This is a genomic window from Actinomarinicola tropica, from assembly GCF_009650215.1.
In the GTDB taxonomy this organism is placed as follows: Bacteria; Actinomycetota; Acidimicrobiia; order Acidimicrobiales; family SKKL01; genus Actinomarinicola; species Actinomarinicola tropica.
The window spans coordinates 2,728,587-2,743,928 of the sequence record NZ_CP045851.1; the positions used below are offsets into that span (position 1 = coordinate 2,728,587).

The following is a 15,342-nucleotide window of genomic DNA, read 5'->3' on the forward strand; positions in this document are numbered from 1 at the left end:
ACGGTAGTCCCTGAGTTCGCAACCCCGGCGATCCGCCGCTAGCGTGCTCAGCCTCATGGGATCGCTGATCAAGAAGCGCCGCAAGCGCATGCGAAAGAAGAAGCACCGCAAGATGCTGAAGCGCACCCGCTTCCAGCGTCGGGCCAAGGGCAAGTAGTCCCCGACCCCGCTCTGCGGCGGCTCCAGACGTCGACCGACCGCCCTCAGGGGCGGTCGGTTCGCGTGACCACGCGACCCTCGCCGGGGAACGCGCCCTCGACGAACCAGGTCGAGCCGCTCCCAGCGAGCACCGGCGTGCGCCCCGTCGCGTCGCCCAGGCGGTCGCGCCACTCGGCCAGACGTGGCTCGACGCGGAGCGCCGCGGGCTCGAGGTCGTTCGGACCGTCGGCCGTCGGGCCGCCCATCTCGTCCCACGCCGCGTAGACCGCCGGCGTCGAGCAGCCGAACGGCGGCGTCAGCAGCGTGAAGGTGCGGGCGACGGGCGGCAGCGGGTCGACGACCTCGCCGATGCCGGTGACCCGAGCTCGTCCGCCGACGAGGCAGAAGGCGACGTCGGCGCCGAGGCGGGCCGCGGCGGCGAGGTCGTCGAACCCGGCCCAGCGGAGGATCGCCGCGGCGTCGGCGGAACCGCCGCCCAGGCCCGCGCCGGCCGGGATGCGCTTGGTCAGCTCGACGTGCGCCGTGCGGTCGGCGAGTCGCAGCGCTCGCGCCACGAGGTTGTCGTCGTCGACCGGCACCGGCAGGCCGCTGGCCCCCCGCACGACGAGCCCCTCCCCCGGCCGGACGACCAACTCGTCGGCGAGGTCGAGGGTGACCATCTCGGCGTCGATCAGGTGGTACCCGTCGTGGCGGACGCCGGTGATCCGCAGCGAGAGCGTGAGCTTGGCCGGGGCGCGCAGCACCTCGACGCCTGCGGTGGCGGGCGGGGCGGGGTCCATGGCGCAACGGTAGGTTCTCGCGCATGACCGATCGGTACGACGCGCTGGCGACCCGCCCGTACACCCGCGGCCTGCACGAGGTCGGCGACGGCACGTTCGCCTGGCTGCAGCCCGACGGCGGCTGGGGCTGGAGCAACGCCGGCCTGGTCGTCGACGGCGACGAGGCGCTGCTCGTCGACACGCTCTACGACGTGCCGCTGACCGCGGCGATGCTCGACGCCATGCGCTCGGCCGTGCCCGCGGCCCGCTCGGGCATCGGCACGCTCGTCAACACCCACAGCAACGGCGACCACTGCAACGGCAACGAGCTCGTCACGGGCGCCGAGATCATCGCCTCCTCGGCCACCGCGGAGGGCATGGCCGACGAGTCGCCCCAGATGATGGCCGGGCTGCTCGAGAACGCCGACGCCCTGGGCGAGACCGGGGCGTTCTTCCGGCGCTGCTTCGGGGCCTTCGACTTCGCCGGGGTCACGAAGACCTTCCCGACCCGGACGTTCTCGGGCCGCCTCGACGCCCACGTCGGCGACACGGCGGTCGAGCTGGTCGAGGTCGGCCCGGCGCACACGGCGGGCGACGTGCTGGTGCACGTGCCGTCGCGCCGCACGGTGTTCACCGGCGACATCCTCTTCATCGAAGGCCACCCGATCGTCTGGGTCGGCCCGATCAGCAACTGGCTCGCAGCCTGCGACCTGATCGAGTCGTGGGGAGTCGACACGGTCGTGCCCGGCCACGGGCCGGTCACCGACCTGCGGGGTGTGCGCGCGGTGCGGGACTACCTCGAGTGGATCGTCGTCGAGGCGAACCGCCGCTACGACGACGGCATGGACGCCTTCGCCGCGGCACGTGACATCGCCGAGAAGGAGCTCGGCACGAGCCGCTTCGCGACGTGGGGCGACGCCGAGCGGCTGGTCATCAACGTCGACACCGCGTTCCGGGAGCGCTCTAGCGCCACCGAGGCGACCTCCACCGTCGAGCTGTTCGGCCGCATGGCCCAGCTGGCCGACTGACCCCGGCTCCCCGTCCGCCGCTCCCCGCCACCCCTCGCCCACCCTCGCAGCCTGCGGTTGGGCGCGGCTCCCGTCACATGGCGCGCCAACCGCGCCCGACCCCCACCGTTGGGCGCGGTTCCCGTCACATGGCGCGCCAACCGCGCCCGACCCCCGCCCTCGAGCGCGGTTCAGCGGGAGGCCGGCACCCGTGCTGGCGAGGACCGCCAGCGGCGTGCGGCGGTGAACCCCGTCGCCAGCGCCGCTGCGCCGACCATCGGTCCGACGAGGATCCAGTCGCCGCCGAGAGCCAGGCAGACCAGCACGGGCGCCAGGACCACGACGCCGGCGAGGACGACGTTCACCCGTGGGCCCCATGCGCCGACCGAGACGAGCGCGGCGAGGAACGCGACGACCAGCCACGCAGGTGCGACCACCCAGACGACGTACCAGATCAGGTCGCGCCAGAACCCGTGGGCCGACGGAGAGAGGACGGCGGGCACGAGCACCGCCGCCAACAGGCTCGCAGCCGCCGTTCGGTGAAGGACGGTGCGGTCGTCCCGCCCCTCATCGCGCCACAGCGGACTCTGACGCCCCGACCACTGCGGCCACGAGAACCCGCCGATCACGAGACGATGCCGTCGCTGACGGGACGTGAGGCGGCACCGGGGCCCGCACCACAAGAGTATGGCGACGACGACTCGTCCGAGGGCGCCACGCGGTCACCAGATGTAGGACCAGGCATACCAGTCGCCGCCGAGCGGCCTCAGCAAGTACCGGGGCAGAGGCCGGGTGGGCGAGTCGATGTCCGACATGCCGCCGGGGAGGTACGCGAAGCCGGAGTCCTCGCCCGGCATGACCGTTCGAACGTCGAACACCACCTGGCCGCCCACGACCTCCACATCGGTGAGCTCGTACCAGCCAAGGCGATCGGGCAGCTCCGTACGTCCATCGCCTCCTTCGAGCGCTGCCGCGGCTGCGACGTCGAAGTCGGCGCGACTCATCATCCAACGTGCCTCGAGCGGAAGCTCGGCGTTCAGCGCCATCGAGGTGAGGAGAGCGACGACCGGTCCAGCGACGGCCCAGCGCCGGCCCTCTACCGCCCCCCGGCGACGGGATCCCCACAGGAACAGGCTCATCCGAACGACCCACACGACGGCCATGCAACCGAGCGTCCACAGGGACAGGAGCAGAGCGAAGAGGTGCACGGTCGGGGAGCTGAACGCGTACAGCAGAAGGATCACCGGCACGAGAAGGACCGAGTGGTAGAGCCGTCCCGGCGGCCGGTAGGTCAACGTCGGCTCGCGATCCGCGACCGCCGCCGCCCGCCCGCCCGATCCCTCTGTCACCGCCACGCGCACACGCTACACAGCCGGGGATCGTCTGTCGGGCGACGCCTCCCCTGGCAGACCCTGCCCGTTTGGGCTTCTCATGCCGAGGCGAGGCGGCCCCAGTCCTCGACCGAGAGCTCCTCGGCCCGGGCCTCGGGACGGACGCCGGCCGCCTCGAACGCCGCCGGCTCGACCAACCCCGCGAGCGACCGGCGCAGCATCTTGCGGCGCTGGCCGAACCCGGCCCGCACCAGCGCGAACAGACGCTCGGGATCCGCGTCGGTCGCCGGCTGCTCGCGACGCACGATCTCCACCAGGGCGGAGTCCACCTTGGGGCGCGGGACGAAGACCGACGGCGAGACCTTCCCGACGACACGCGCCGTCGCCCAGTAGCGGACCTTCACCGACGGGATGCCGTAGGCCGGGTCGCCGACGTCAGCCGCCAGCCGCTCCCCCGCCTCGAGCTGCACCATCACCAGCATCCGCTCGATCGCGGGCACCTGGTCGAGCAGGTCGAGCACGAGCGGTGTCGCCACGTTGTAGGGCAGGTTGGCGACGAGCACCCACCGCGAGGTGGCGGACAACACCGACGACCAGTCGAGCTCCAGGGCGTCGCCCTCCACGACGCGGACCCCGAGCGGTTCGACCTGCGAGCGCAGCACGGGGAGGACGTAGCGGTCGACCTCGACGGCGGTGACCGCTGCGCCGGTCTCCGCCAGGGCCAACGTCAGCGAACCGAGGCCGGCGCCGATCTCGACCACGTGGTCGCCGGCGCCCACCCTGGAGAGGCGGGCGATGCGCCGGACCGTGTTCGGGTCGGCGACGAAGTTCTGCCCGAGCGCCCGGCTGGGTGAGAGCCCGTGGGCCTCGAGCAGCGCGGTGATCTCGGCCCGCGAGAGGGTCACCGGTGGTGGGGCCGGAGCGCCGTCAGTGCAGGTAGCGGCCGCAGTGGGGCCACGGCGAGGAGCCCTGCGAGTTGTAGAGGGCCAGCGCCATGGCGTCCTGGTCGGCGGGAGCGGCGTGGTCCGGCCGGACACCGACGAGGTCGCTCCGCCCGGCCCGCGACGCCGTGGCGTCCCAGGTGCTCGGCAGGAACTGGTAGGCGCCGTAGTAGCGCCCGCTGGCGCTGACCGCCTGGTAGTTGCCGCCCGACTCGCACTGGCGGAGGGCCGCCCACTGCGCGGCGGTCGGACCACCGGGGTTCGGCGCCGGCGCCGGCTCGGGGGCAGGAGGCGGCGGGGGCGGCGCCGTGGTCGTGGTGGTGACCGGCGCCTCGAGCGTGGCGACCTCCTCGGCGGCGGCCTCCTCCTCGGCCTCGGCCTCCAGCCGTGCCTGCTCCTCGGCGGCGGCCTCGGCCTCTGCGTCGGCGCGCAGCTGCTCGCCCAGGGTGAAGCCGGACAGGAGCCGTGCAGCGGGGAGGTCGGCGGCGGACACGGAGCCGATGGCGCGGGCGGGGCCGTCGTGCGCGTCCTCGGCCGGGGCCTCCTCCTCGACGACCTGCGCCTGGAAGGCAGCGAGGGCGGCGTCGGGCGAGGCGTTCACGCCAGGGGCGATCTCGACGACGAGCAACGGAGCGGCCAGGACGGTGGCGAGGACCGTGAGCACCAGTCGCCGCCGCTCGCTGGTGCGAGTGGCGGTGCGGTGCCGCGTTCCGGCGGCGTCAGGCTGTCGGTCGGTGTGACCCGACTCGGACCCGAGGGTCCGTTCGTCTCCGTCCAGAGCTCCGTCCTTCCCTGGGATGGACATGAGGCACCTCACCGGAGACATCGGTTCAGTGCCGAACAACTCGGGGCACCCTACGGGAGTCCGTAACGGAAACGCAACCTACGCGCATGCAATTCGTCACAAGCGCACAATGTCGCGAACTTGACCGAGGTCAGATCTCAGCGTCGAGTCGGTAGAGCCGCAGCGTCGTCGCCCACGACGCCGCGGCGACCTCCTCGACGGGCTCGTCGCGTGCCGCGGCGACCGCGGCACCGACGGCCGGCAGCAGGGCCGGTCGGTTCTTGCGGCCGCGGTGTGGAACCGGTGCCAGGTACGGCGAATCGGTCTCGACCAGGTAGCGGTCGGCCGGGCACAGCACTGCGGCCTCACGCAGCTCGGGAGCCGACGGGAACGACACGATGCCGCTGAAGGAGAGGTGCGCACCGAGGTCGAGCGAGCGTCGCGCCTCCTCCGGCCCACCGGTGAAGCAGTGCATCACGGTGCGATCGGGGACGCCCTCGGCGGTGAGGATGTCGAACGTCTCGTCCCACGCCTCCCGTGTGTGGATCACGAGCGCCAGGTCGTGGGCGTGGGCCATCGCGATCTGGGCGGCGAAGACCTCCCGCTGAGCCGGGCGGGCCGAGTGGTCGTAGTGGTAATCGAGCCCGCACTCCCCCACGGCGACGACCTCGGCCCGGCCGAGGAGCTCCTCGAGCCCGTCGATGCCGCCGTCGGCGTCGTGGGGGTGGACGCCCGCCGTCGCCCACACGCCGTCGAACCGCGACGCGAGCTCGATCGCCTGCCGAGAGCTGGCCACGTCGGTGCCGACGTCGACGAGCACCTCGACGCCCTCGGCTCGCGCCTCGGCGACCTGCTCCTCGGCCGTGTCGGGCGCGAGGTGGCAGTGGTGGTCGGCCCAGCGCACCGGCTCAGCCCGCCGTCTGGATGCGGGGGAAGAGAGGTGCGCCCTTCTCGACCGGCAGCCCGCCCGGGTAGCCGCCCCAGCCGACCGCCTCGGGCAGGCGCTGGTCGCGCGGCGACCCGTCGAGGCCGATGCGCTGCCAGATGGCATCGCAGGTGCTCGGCAGCGCGGGGCTGGCGAGGATCGCGACGATGCGCAGCGCCTCCAGGGCGTCGCCGAGCACGGCCTCGACCTCCGGGCCGGGATCCGCCTTCCACGGCTCGTTGGCCTCGAGGTGCGCGTTGGTCTCCCGCACGATGCGCCAGGTGGCGTCGAGCGCGACGGACGGGGCGACCGCCTGCCAGGCGGCGGCCGCGTCGGCGTAGGCCCCGGCCACGAGAGGCGCGAGAGGGCTGTCCGCGCGCGGCGCCGGACCGACGCCGTCGCACTTCTTGTTGACCACGGTCGCGACCCGCGAGAGCAGGTTGCCGAGGTTGTTCGCCAGATCGGCGTTGTAGCGAGCGACCATCCCCTCGTGGGAGAAGTCGCCGTCGGGACCGAACGGCGTGTCCCGCAGCAGGTGGTAGCGGAACCCGTCGACGCCGAAGTCCTCGACCAGTCGGGCCGGCGCGATGTCGGTGAGCTTGGCCGGGCCGTGCACCGTCTTCGACAGCTTCTCGCCGCCGAGCAGGAGGTAGCCGTGGACCGCAAGGCGGGGCAGCGGCTCGATCCCTGCCGCCATCAGCATCGCCGGCCAGTACACGCAGTGGAACCGCAGGATGTCCTTGGCGAGGAGGTGCAGGGTGTGGGGCCACCAGGCGGCGAAGCGGTCGGGATCCGAGCCGTAGCCGACGGCGGTGGCGTAGTTGATGAGGGCGTCGTACCAGACGTAGAAGACGTGCTCGTCGTCCCACGGGACCTTCACGCCCCAGTCGAGCGACGTGCGGGTGATCGAGACGTCCTCCAGGCCGCCGCGGACCAGGCCGAGGGCCTCACGACGCTTGCCGTCGGGGATGACGACCGACTCGTCGGAGGTGAGCCACTCCTCCAGGCGGTCGGCGAAGGCCGACAGCTTGAAGAAGTAGTTGTCCTCCTGGAGGGTCTCGACCGGACGGCGGTGGATCGGGCAGGTGCCGTCGATCAGGTCGTCCTCGTTGTAGTACGCCTCGCAGGAGACGCAGTAGAGGCCCTCGTAGGTGCCCTTCTCGATCCAGCCGTTGCCGTAGATGGCCTGGAGCAGCGCCTGCACCGCGGTGTGGTGGCGGGGCTCGGTGGTGCGGATGAAGTCGTCGTAGGAGATGCCGAGGGAGTCCCAGGTCTCGCGGAACCGGGCCGAGTTGAGGTCGGCCTGCTCTATGGGCGTGACCCCGGCCTCGTCGGCCGATCGCTTGACCTTGAGCCCGTGCTCGTCGGTGCCGGTGAGGAAGAAGACCTCCTCGCCGAGCAGCCGGTGCCAGCGCGCCAGGGCGTCGGCGATCACCGTCGTGTAGGCGTGCCCGATGTGGGGCGCGTCGTTCACGTAGTAGATCGGCGTCGTCACGTAGAAGCGGTCGGTCACATGCCCCAGCCTACGGGGGCCCGCCAACCGGGCCGAATGCGTTGAGGGACAAGGGATCAGGGAGTGCCACCCCTGCCCGCGAGGGCAGGCCGGCCCCTTCGCATCGGCGACGACCTCTCAGCGGACGACCAACGCCAGGATCAGCAGGCACGCTGCGACGAGCGACGTGATCTGAGCGGTCAGGAACGACCGCAACAGCTTCTGGTGGACCGCCTGCGCGAAGCCGAAGGATGTCAGCGCGGCGCCGATGCACAGAACGGCAGTTGTGATGACGACGCCGGCCCGGCCGATGCGCTCCGTTGCCGTCAGAAAAGTCCCTGGCGGTTGGGTCATGCGGAAGGCAACCAGAAGGAGAAGAGCGGCCACGACGACCGCAGTCACGGTCGATGCAACACATATGGAGACGACCGCTGCCGCTGGAAGCCAGCCCTCAACGCCTTCGCCATCACCTTCGAAGGCAGTCTCTTCTCCGCAGGTCGATGAAAGCGGTCGAGCTCAGTTACACCGAAGACCTGACAGTCCCTACGACGGGAGCGAAGTCGCGAACGGCTCGTCGGAGCGCGACAGATCAATCCACAGGCTTCTGGACAAACACCCTGTGAATACGGGCCCTCTCGGGGTCCTGGATTCGCCACACCTCGGCTACGCTTGGCGGTTCGTCTGGCCCACCGGGCCGCTCAATCCCAAACCACAAGCCGGGGATGGTAGGCGTAAACCAGAGGGCCTCCTCTTCGTCATACTCAAGAACAACTCCGAGTTGGTCAAGGAGATCTCGTAACATCGCGCCTGGTCGTAAGCCGGTTCCGGGAATCGCGATCTGGGATCCAGTCTCGACGACAATCGACGTGATGATCCCGTGCACCGCCATCACCGTCAATCCATCATAGTAGAGGAACGTCATGAAGCTCGGATGCGTCTCCCGCAGAGGGCGCCCTGTCGCACGCCGGGCGTCAAGCACCTCCATACCGAGACGAATGGGCCCGACTGACTCTCCTGGCTCGATCTGCCAACCCTCGTACATTCAGGGAAATCCAATCTTCTCGACCGTAGCGGCGGCCGCATCGAACACCTCGACCGTCGGCGTGCCGGCGCCGTCGCTTGACGATCTGATGGTGTACCGCCATCAGATCCTGGACGAACACGCTCTGAACGCGGGCCTGCTCGGGATCCTGGATTACCGCACCTACGCATCGCTTGAGGGTTCGCCTGGTCCGCCACGCGAGACCTACGGGCGCTCAGCAGCCCTCAGTAGCTGAGCCTTCGTCTCCTCGAGGTCGGTGCGACTGCCGCCGATGTACAGGTACTCCGGACCTTGACGGAGCCCAAGTTCCCACAGACCGATGATGCGGCTCACGCGCCTCAGTAGGGGATCGCTCCCGCCGAGCAGATGACCAGGCGAACCGAAGGGACTCGGCCCAGTGATGGAGAAGTCCGAATCGCGGACGTCCACCTTTCGTCGACGCGACGTCGCCCACCGTGTGGCCGCGCGCACTTCGTAGAGTCCTCCTCCAATCTCCTGAAGCTGCAGCGGTGGTCGCAGGACTCCCTTCGCCGTAGATGCGACAACGGCTAACCCCACAGCCACGACGAATGCTGATATCCACCCTGGGTTGTCACCGACCTGCAAGAACCACAGGAGCAGCACGAGCAAGGCAAGGAGCAAGCTGCTCGCACGAAGCACAATAGAGCGGTCGAGCCACAGCATCAGAGGGGATTCAACTACGCCCAACAGGGCCTCCTCAGTACGCCAGAATCAGGGTCCACCGAAGCCGGGCAAGGTCAGTCATCGAGAGCAACCGAAGCTAGTGGCTCAAATGCCGAATGCGACTCCGTACTGCCATCGACTCTCTGCACGACGTAGTCGACATCCGTCTCCCACTGCCCGGTAGCCAGAATACGCGCATCGACAATCTGGTTGTTACGGATCTCGATGACACTGCCACCCAACCCCTCCCGACACGACTCGCAGCGCCGCGGCTCGTCACAGTGCACGAGCACGACCCCGCGTGTGGGCTCCCCGGCGTTGATCGATCCGGTTTCAGCGCGAAACGACGCATTTCCAGGCACCCGACCATCCGGCGTTGCATGCCACATCACAATTCCGCCGACTCTATAGTGTGGCCCCACATTTGGATACGGCGAGCGAACGGCTCCCCACAAGAGTGGAAGCTCACGGAACCATTGAGCTTCCCCACAGTGGGGGCACGACATACGTGCATCTAGCCAGGCAGGCACGGCCTCTCCTCTCAGCGCGGCACCGTCAGGACCACTAGGACCGCCAGAGCTCCGAACCGTCGGCGAGAGCGAGCTCGACTTCCACTTCGCGGCCGGTGCCGAGGCCGTATCCGCGGACCACCACGGAGTCGTGAGTCACGCGCACCTCGTCGAAGCCATCGGCCACGAGGCGGTCGGACTTCCAACGAATGCCGCCTGTCTCATCGATGACCGAGACCTCTGTCACGTCTGCCAACACCAGCGCGTGTGCCGTCTCCGACCAACCGAGGCGCTCCACGCCTCCCGGAAGGACAGCGAAGTCGCCCGGAGACTGTGCCCTCACCAGGTATGCGATCCCACCTGCAACCGCTAAGAAGTGGTCCGGGCTAGGCGTTGAGCTCACCACCGTGAGGGGTTGAAGGCCTCCGAAGAACTCTCCCCGCCACGCGGCTGCACTCCGAGGGTACACATCCAGAATCATGCTCGGAGCAAGTCGGTAGATCCCTTTCGTCTGGAAGATGCGGCGTTCCTTCGCATCGGTCGAGTAGTCGGAGCCGACCACCTCCAGTTCGTACTGGTGGACGAACGGCAGCAGGACTTCGACCGGCTCCCCCTCATACATTCACGGACACCTCACGCTGTCGAGCCTCCCCCGCAGTCGATCCACGTCTCGCTCACGGACTGGTGCACGCTCGGCCACGTCGACTCCTCGTGCTCTCAGCCCGCGACTCGGCGCACGGCCCACGATCGCCACTGCTCCAGGAGCAGCTCGATCAGGCGGTCGGGCGAATCGGACAGCAGGTCGGTGTCGATCCGAATCCGTCGCCGGCCCGTGCGGATCGCCACGTCGAATCGCTTCGCCGAACGAAGCCACACCTTCTCGACCGAACTGATCTCGGCCCAGGTGGCCCGGTGCATCCATGGCAAGGCGAACCCGGTGCGCTCCGGGCCCGCGAGGCGAGCCAACCATCCTCGTCACGTGAGTGTCGCCGCCCGCACCGTCACGACGGCATGTCTACTCGGCGCGGCGAGCGCGAGCTCACCTCGACACACCCGTCCGCCTCGCGCTTGACCTTGACGCGAGGTCAATGCTGCACGCTCGCCGCATGCACACCCACCAGCGGTCCGCGTCGCCGGCCTGACCAAGTCCTACGGGAACCTCGACGTCCTCCGCGGCCTCGACCTCGAGGTCGCACGGGGCTCGGTCGTCGCCCTCCTCGGCTCCAACGGGGCGGGGAAGACGACCCTCGTCAAGATCCTCTCCACCCTCCTTCGGCCCGACGGCGGCACTGCCACCGTCAACGGCGTCGACGTCGCCACCGAACCCGAGGAGGTGCGACGCTCGATCAGCCTCACGGGTCAGTTCGCAGCGGTCGACGACGTCCTCACCGGCCGCGAGAACCTCGTGCTGGTGGCCAAGCTCCGCCACCTCGCGGACCCGCAGGGGATCGCCGCCGAGCAGCTCGAGCGGCTGTCGCTCACCGAGGCCGGCGACCGCCGTGCCGGGACCTACTCGGGCGGCATGCGCCGTCGTCTCGACATCGCCATGAGCCTGGTCGGCCGTCCGCCGATCGTCTTCCTCGACGAGCCCACCACCGGCCTCGACCCGCACGCACGTCGGGAGGTCTGGGACTCGATCCGTGAGCTCGCCGACGACGGCACCACGATCCTGCTCACGACCCAGTACCTGGAGGAGGCGGAGCAGCTCGCCGACCGCATCGCCATCCTCCACGAGGGCACCGTCCTCGTGGAGGGGACGCTGGCCGAGCTCAGGGCGCTGATGCCGCCGGCCACGGTCGAGTACGTCGAGAAGCAGCCCAGCCTCGAGGACGTGTTCCTCGCCCTCGTCCGATGAGGAGCAGGGAGGCTCTCGTCGACACGGTGACGCTGCTCGGCCGGTCGATGCGCCACATCCTGCGCAGCCCCGACACGATCATCACCACCGCCATCACCCCGATCGTGATGCTGCTCCTGTTCGTCTACGTCTTCGGCGGGGCGATCGACACCGGCGATGTCCGGTACGTCGACTACCTCCTGCCCGGCATCCTGCTGGTCGCGACATCCTGGGGACGTCTCCATGAGCGACGACCTCCACCACCTCGCCGCCGCCTACGCGCTCGACGCCCTCGAGCCGGACGAGCGCGCCCGCTTCGAGGCCCACCTCGCCGGGTGCCCCGACTGCGCCGCCGACATCGACGAGCTCCGCGGTACCGCCGGTGAGCTGGCCGGCGCCACGGCCGTCGAGCCGCCGCCCGAGCTGCGCTCACGCGTCCTCGCCGCCGCAGCGACCACACCGCAAGAACCCCGGGAGCTCGCTCGAGCCGGGGGTGGCCGCGCCACCAGCGGCTCGCGGCCGCTCGTGCCGCTGGCCGCCGCCGCCGTGCTCCTCCTCGTCGCGCTGGCCGCCGGCCTCGTGGCGCGCGACGCCGTCGTCGACCGCGACCGCGCGACCGACCTGCTCGCCGTGCTGGCGGCGCCCGACGTCGAGCTCGTCACCTTGGAGAGCGCCGGCCCTCCCGGGGCGGTCCGGGTCGCGTGGTCCGCGAGCACCGACGGGGCGGTCGTGATCGGCTCCGACCTGCCCGATCCCGGCGATGACCGCGTCTACGAGCTCTGGAGCCTCGGCCGGGACGGCCCGACCTCCGCCGGGCTGCTCGAACCCGACACCGAGGGTCGCCTCGAACGGCGCGTGGCGCTGCCGGTCGAACCCGTCGACGGGTGGGGCATCACCATCGAGCCGGCCGGCGGCTCACCGCAACCGACCGGCGACATCCTCTACGCCGGCTGAGCGACCTCGGCCGGCGGTCGCTGCTGCCCGTCACCCCGCGATCTCCGCGGCAGTCTCGAAGCTGTAGCCCAGGTCGCGCAGACCGCCGATGATCCGGGGCAGGGCCTCGGCGTCGTCCGACGCCGCGCCGACGTGCAGGAGGTAGATGGCGCCGGGCTCGGCTCCTGCGGGGCGGCGATCCACGACGGCGTCGGCACCGGTGCCCTTCCATCCCAGCGAGTCGACGGTCCACATGAGCGTCACGGGCCACCCTGCTGCGGCCGCGTCGCGGACGACGCCGTCGTCCACGTCGCCGTAGGGCGGCCGGAACCAGCCGTTCGTCCCGCGGCCGGCGGCGGCCACGATCGCGGCCTCGGCATCGCGGATCTGCGCGGCACGCTCCGCCGCGGTGATGCCGAACGTGGCGGTGATCCCCTCCCGCTGGAGCAGCTCGAGGACGACGTCGGTGTTGCCGACGTCCGATCCGGCGTCGAACGTCAGCGCCACGGATCGGACCGTCGGGTCGCCGCGCCGGACGATCGTGCCGACGGTGGGGAGCGGGGGCGGTGCGGTGGTGGTCGGGCCCGCGGTCGTCGCGGTGGCCGAGGTCGAGGTGGAGGACCACAGCGTCGTGGTGGAAGCGGCGGGTTCGGTCAGCGAGGTCGACCCGTCGGCTGACGGTGCGCCCCCGGAGCGCTCGTCACGGTCGACGAGGAACCACGATCCGGCGATCGCGAGCAGCGGTAGGAGCAACACCGCCACGGCGACGAGAGGGCCTCGATGGCGCTCGAGCGACTCGCGCATCGTGCACCCCCTTCGTCGCTTCCAGTGGACAGCGCCCACCACCCTCGGGCGCCAGGGTCCAACGCCCTGATCACGGGATGCGGATGCACACCAGGGCGACGTCGTCGTCGTGGCGGCCGTGCGGGATCATCGCCGTGACCACCGCATCGCAGACCTCGTGCGGCGCGGTCCCGTCGAGCGCCCGCAGCGCGTCCGCGAGCTGGGCGAGACGCTCGTCGATCCCCACCCGGCGGCGCTCGACGAGCCCGTCGGTGTAGAGCACGAGGAGGTCGCCGGCCGCGACGTCCACACGACCCTCCGGTCGGCCGCGGCCCACCTTCGCGGTGAGCGGGGGCGACGTGGCGTCGTCGAGGATCACGACCGCGCCGTCGGCCGCGCGCCGCAGCATCGGCGGGAGGTGGCCCGCGGAGGCGTACACCATCTCCCCCTCCTTCAGGTCGATGCGCGCGCAGACGACCGTCGCCATCAACGCCTCCTCGTCCTGCAGCGCCAGCTCGTCGAGGAGCTCCAGCTGCTCCGCCGGCGGGTGGCCGGCGTGGGCGAGCGCCCGGGCCGACGACGCCACCCGGCCCATCTGCGCCGCGGCCGCCAGGTCGTGACCCGCCACGTCGCCGATCGAGGTGAGCAGCTCCGACCCGTCCTCGACGACGACCACGTCGTACCAGTCGCCGCCGACGTACATCCCGCTCGTGGCCGGGCGGTAGAGGCCGTGGGCGATCTGACCGAGGTCGTCGCCGATGACGCGCGGCCGGATGGCGTCCTGGAACGTGAGCCCGATGTGGCGGTGCGTCTCGGCGCGCATCACACGCTCGATCCCGTCGCCCACGATCGACGCGAAGGCGACGGCACGGATCTGGTCCCCTCCCGACCAGGGGCGGGGCCCGGGACGCTCGAGCACCAGGGAGCCGGACGCCGTCGGCGTGCGCAGCGGGACGACGAGGCGTTGGCCCTCGAGCGCGATCCGGGGTGGCCGCGCCGTGGACTCGACGGCACGGGCCGACACATCGAGGTCGAGCTGCACCGAGCTGCAGTCGCAGATCGACCGCGCGTGGCGTGGGAGGGCCTCGTGGAGGGCGTCGAGCGTGTCGACCGAGCCGAGGTCGGCGAGCGCCACGTTCATGGCCGCGAGGTGCTCGCGGTCGAGGGCGGCCCGGCGCGCCTCGCGCAGGTCGGCACGGGCGGCGGTGGCGATCGTCGCCGCCCGCACCCGCTCGGTGACCTCCAGCTTCACGAACCACGCGGCCGCCGTGGCGAGGAGGATGAACGCCTGCTGCTCGACGAGCCGCTCCTGCGGGTCCGCGCCCGTGCGGCCGGGTGCCCACGGGCCGACGTCGTGCGCCGTCGCCGTGGTCAGGACCGAGGCGAAGATCACCGCCGCGATGGCGAGCTCGCGCGTGCCGTACCGGGCGGCCGGGAGCGCCAGGGCGAGGGCGGCGGCGTAGCCGAGCCTCGGGTCGCCCACCCCGACGACGACCACGGTCGCGACCACCGCGACGCCGGTCGTGCCCGCCAGATCGAGCCACGTGACCGCCACCGAGGTGAACGTGGCGGGCCGCAGCACGGCGAGGACCAGCGGTGCGACGATCAGCACGCCGAGGGCGTCGCCCACCCAGATGTCAGAGAGCGCAGCCCACCCGTCCCCGCCCTCGAACAGCGAGAGGGTCGCCGCGCCGATGCTCGCCCCTGCCGCGGGGCCGACGAGGATCCCGCCGACGAGGATGGCCAGCGCGAACCGACGCCCGATGGCCGGCGCCGAGATGCGCGAGGCGAGCCACGCCCCGACCGTCGGCTCGACGACGTTCGCGGTGGCCCACCCGAGGGCCGCCTCGAGGGAGTAGCCGTTCGCCAGGTCGACCGTGACCTCGGCGACGACGATCGCCACGAGGATCGGCGGCCACCGGCGACGCGGCGTGGCGAGCAGCACCGCGAAGGTGAGGCCGGCCGGCGGGAAGAAGGTGACCCCGATCTCCGAGGCTCCGAACAGCGCGAACGACGAGGTCGCGAGGGCCGCGTAGGCGAGTCCGACGGCGATCGCCTGGGTGGCTGGTCGATCAGGGTCGACGTACCGGCGCCACTCCACGTCTCCTCCTCGTGTGCGAGGTGTGGGGCGTACCAGCCCTGCCCGGGGCGCGAAACGCC

17 protein-coding genes and 1 pseudogene are annotated in these 15,342 nt (G+C 71.1%); 5 read left to right on the plus strand and 13 right to left on the minus strand.

Going from position 1 to position 15,342, the window contains the following annotated elements; all coding sequences use genetic code 11:
• The first annotated feature begins 55 nt into the window (after positions 1-55).
• Positions 56-157: a 30S ribosomal protein bS22 gene (locus GH723_RS13395; RefSeq protein ID WP_153760117.1), complete on the plus strand. Its 102-nt coding sequence runs from the start codon at positions 56-58 to the stop codon at positions 155-157.
• A gap of 46 nt (positions 158-203) precedes the next feature.
• Here GH723_RS13395 and GH723_RS13400 read toward each other — a convergent pair whose 3' ends face one another.
• Positions 204-938: a 4-(cytidine 5'-diphospho)-2-C-methyl-D-erythritol kinase gene (locus tag GH723_RS13400; protein WP_153760118.1), complete on the minus strand. Its 735-nt coding sequence runs from the start codon at positions 936-938 to the stop codon at positions 204-206.
• A 23-nt stretch (positions 939-961) separates the two neighbouring features.
• On the opposite strand from GH723_RS13400, the gene GH723_RS13405 reads away from it, so the two are divergent.
• Entirely contained in the window at positions 962-1,945 is a 984-nt protein-coding gene (locus tag GH723_RS13405) for an MBL fold metallo-hydrolase (protein ID WP_153760119.1), read from the plus strand.
• Between the two features lie 170 nt (positions 1,946-2,115).
• Here GH723_RS13405 and GH723_RS13410 read toward each other — a convergent pair whose 3' ends face one another.
• From GH723_RS13410 to GH723_RS13460, 10 genes are all read right to left on the minus strand, one after another.
• Positions 2,116-2,433 (minus strand): hypothetical protein, encoded by a 318-nt coding sequence (locus GH723_RS13410; RefSeq protein ID WP_153760120.1) that lies wholly within the window; start codon positions 2,431-2,433, stop codon positions 2,116-2,118.
• A 213-nt stretch (positions 2,434-2,646) separates the two neighbouring features.
• Positions 2,647-3,279 (minus strand): hypothetical protein, encoded by a 633-nt coding sequence (locus GH723_RS13415; protein ID WP_153760121.1) that lies wholly within the window; start codon positions 3,277-3,279, stop codon positions 2,647-2,649.
• A 74-nt stretch (positions 3,280-3,353) separates the two neighbouring features.
• A complete protein-coding gene (gene rsmA / locus GH723_RS13420) occupies positions 3,354-4,160 on the minus strand; it encodes a 16S rRNA (adenine(1518)-N(6)/adenine(1519)-N(6))-dimethyltransferase RsmA (protein ID WP_153760122.1) in 807 nt (268 codons plus the stop codon).
• A gap of 22 nt (positions 4,161-4,182) precedes the next feature.
• Positions 4,183-4,860, minus strand: a complete 678-nt coding sequence (locus tag GH723_RS13425; protein WP_195210302.1) for a transglycosylase family protein — start codon at positions 4,858-4,860, stop codon at positions 4,183-4,185.
• Between the two features lie 271 nt (positions 4,861-5,131).
• Positions 5,132-5,884 carry a TatD family hydrolase gene (locus tag GH723_RS13430; RefSeq protein ID WP_153760124.1) on the minus strand — a complete coding sequence of 251 codons (753 nt, stop codon included), beginning with the start codon at positions 5,882-5,884 and terminating at the stop codon, positions 5,132-5,134.
• A gap of 4 nt (positions 5,885-5,888) precedes the next feature.
• The gene (locus tag GH723_RS13435) at positions 5,889-7,418 is read right to left on the minus strand and encodes a class I tRNA ligase family protein (RefSeq protein WP_229022830.1); all 1,530 of its coding nucleotides are present in this window, start codon (positions 7,416-7,418) and stop codon (positions 5,889-5,891) included.
• A 117-nt stretch (positions 7,419-7,535) separates the two neighbouring features.
• A complete protein-coding gene (locus tag GH723_RS13440) occupies positions 7,536-7,799 on the minus strand; it encodes a hypothetical protein (protein ID WP_153760125.1) in 264 nt (87 codons plus the stop codon).
• Between the two features lie 187 nt (positions 7,800-7,986).
• Positions 7,987-8,319 (minus strand): hypothetical protein, encoded by a 333-nt coding sequence (locus GH723_RS13445; protein WP_153760126.1) that lies wholly within the window; start codon positions 8,317-8,319, stop codon positions 7,987-7,989.
• A 1,368-nt stretch (positions 8,320-9,687) separates the two neighbouring features.
• Complete coding sequence (locus GH723_RS13455; protein WP_153760128.1) at positions 9,688-10,254, minus strand: hypothetical protein; 567 nt, start codon at positions 10,252-10,254, stop codon at positions 9,688-9,690.
• 95 nt (positions 10,255-10,349) lie between these two features.
• Positions 10,350-10,598, minus strand: a complete 249-nt coding sequence (locus tag GH723_RS13460) for a hypothetical protein (protein WP_153760129.1) — start codon at positions 10,596-10,598, stop codon at positions 10,350-10,352.
• 172 nt (positions 10,599-10,770) lie between these two features.
• Between GH723_RS13460 and GH723_RS13465 the strand changes: the two genes are divergently transcribed.
• From GH723_RS13465 to GH723_RS13470, 3 genes and pseudogenes are all read left to right on the plus strand, one after another.
• Positions 10,771-11,487 (plus strand): ABC transporter ATP-binding protein, encoded by a 717-nt coding sequence (locus tag GH723_RS13465; protein ID WP_153760130.1) that lies wholly within the window; start codon positions 10,771-10,773, stop codon positions 11,485-11,487.
• A pseudogene (locus GH723_RS19245) lies at positions 11,484-11,702 on the plus strand (ABC transporter permease); the annotation flags it as partial. The gene GH723_RS13465 and the pseudogene GH723_RS19245, both read left to right, overlap by 4 nt.
• Before the next feature lie 7 nt (positions 11,703-11,709).
• Positions 11,710-12,420: an anti-sigma factor gene (locus tag GH723_RS13470; RefSeq protein WP_195210303.1), complete on the plus strand. Its 711-nt coding sequence runs from the start codon at positions 11,710-11,712 to the stop codon at positions 12,418-12,420.
• 30 nt (positions 12,421-12,450) lie between these two features.
• Here GH723_RS13470 and GH723_RS13475 read toward each other — a convergent pair whose 3' ends face one another.
• Both GH723_RS13475 and GH723_RS13480 read right to left on the minus strand, forming a co-directional pair.
• Entirely contained in the window at positions 12,451-13,203 is a 753-nt protein-coding gene (locus GH723_RS13475; protein WP_153760132.1) for a polysaccharide deacetylase family protein, read from the minus strand.
• A 70-nt stretch (positions 13,204-13,273) separates the two neighbouring features.
• A complete protein-coding gene (locus tag GH723_RS13480; protein ID WP_153760133.1) occupies positions 13,274-15,283 on the minus strand; it encodes a SpoIIE family protein phosphatase in 2,010 nt (669 codons plus the stop codon).
• Positions 15,284-15,342 lie beyond the last annotated feature (59 nt).

What these genes read in the sequence shown, in the direction of transcription:
- GH723_RS13395 (WP_153760117.1), top strand. Translation starts at nt 56, where the DNA reads ATGGGATCGCTGATCAAGAAGCGCCGCAAGCGCATGCGAAAGAAGAAG.
- GH723_RS13400 (WP_153760118.1), bottom strand. Translation starts at nt 938, where the DNA reads ATGGACCCCGCCCCGCCCGCCACCGCAGGCGTCGAGGTGCTGCGCGCC.
- GH723_RS13405 (WP_153760119.1), top strand. Translation starts at nt 962, where the DNA reads ATGACCGATCGGTACGACGCGCTGGCGACCCGCCCGTACACCCGCGGC.
- GH723_RS13445 (WP_153760126.1), bottom strand. Translation starts at nt 8,319, where the DNA reads ATGACGTTCCTCTACTATGATGGATTGACGGTGATGGCGGTGCACGGG.
- GH723_RS13455 (WP_153760128.1), bottom strand. Translation starts at nt 10,254, where the DNA reads ATGTATGAGGGGGAGCCGGTCGAAGTCCTGCTGCCGTTCGTCCACCAG.
- GH723_RS13470 (WP_195210303.1), top strand. Translation starts at nt 11,710, where the DNA reads ATGAGCGACGACCTCCACCACCTCGCCGCCGCCTACGCGCTCGACGCC.
- GH723_RS13475 (WP_153760132.1), bottom strand. Translation starts at nt 13,203, where the DNA reads ATGCGCGAGTCGCTCGAGCGCCATCGAGGCCCTCTCGTCGCCGTGGCG.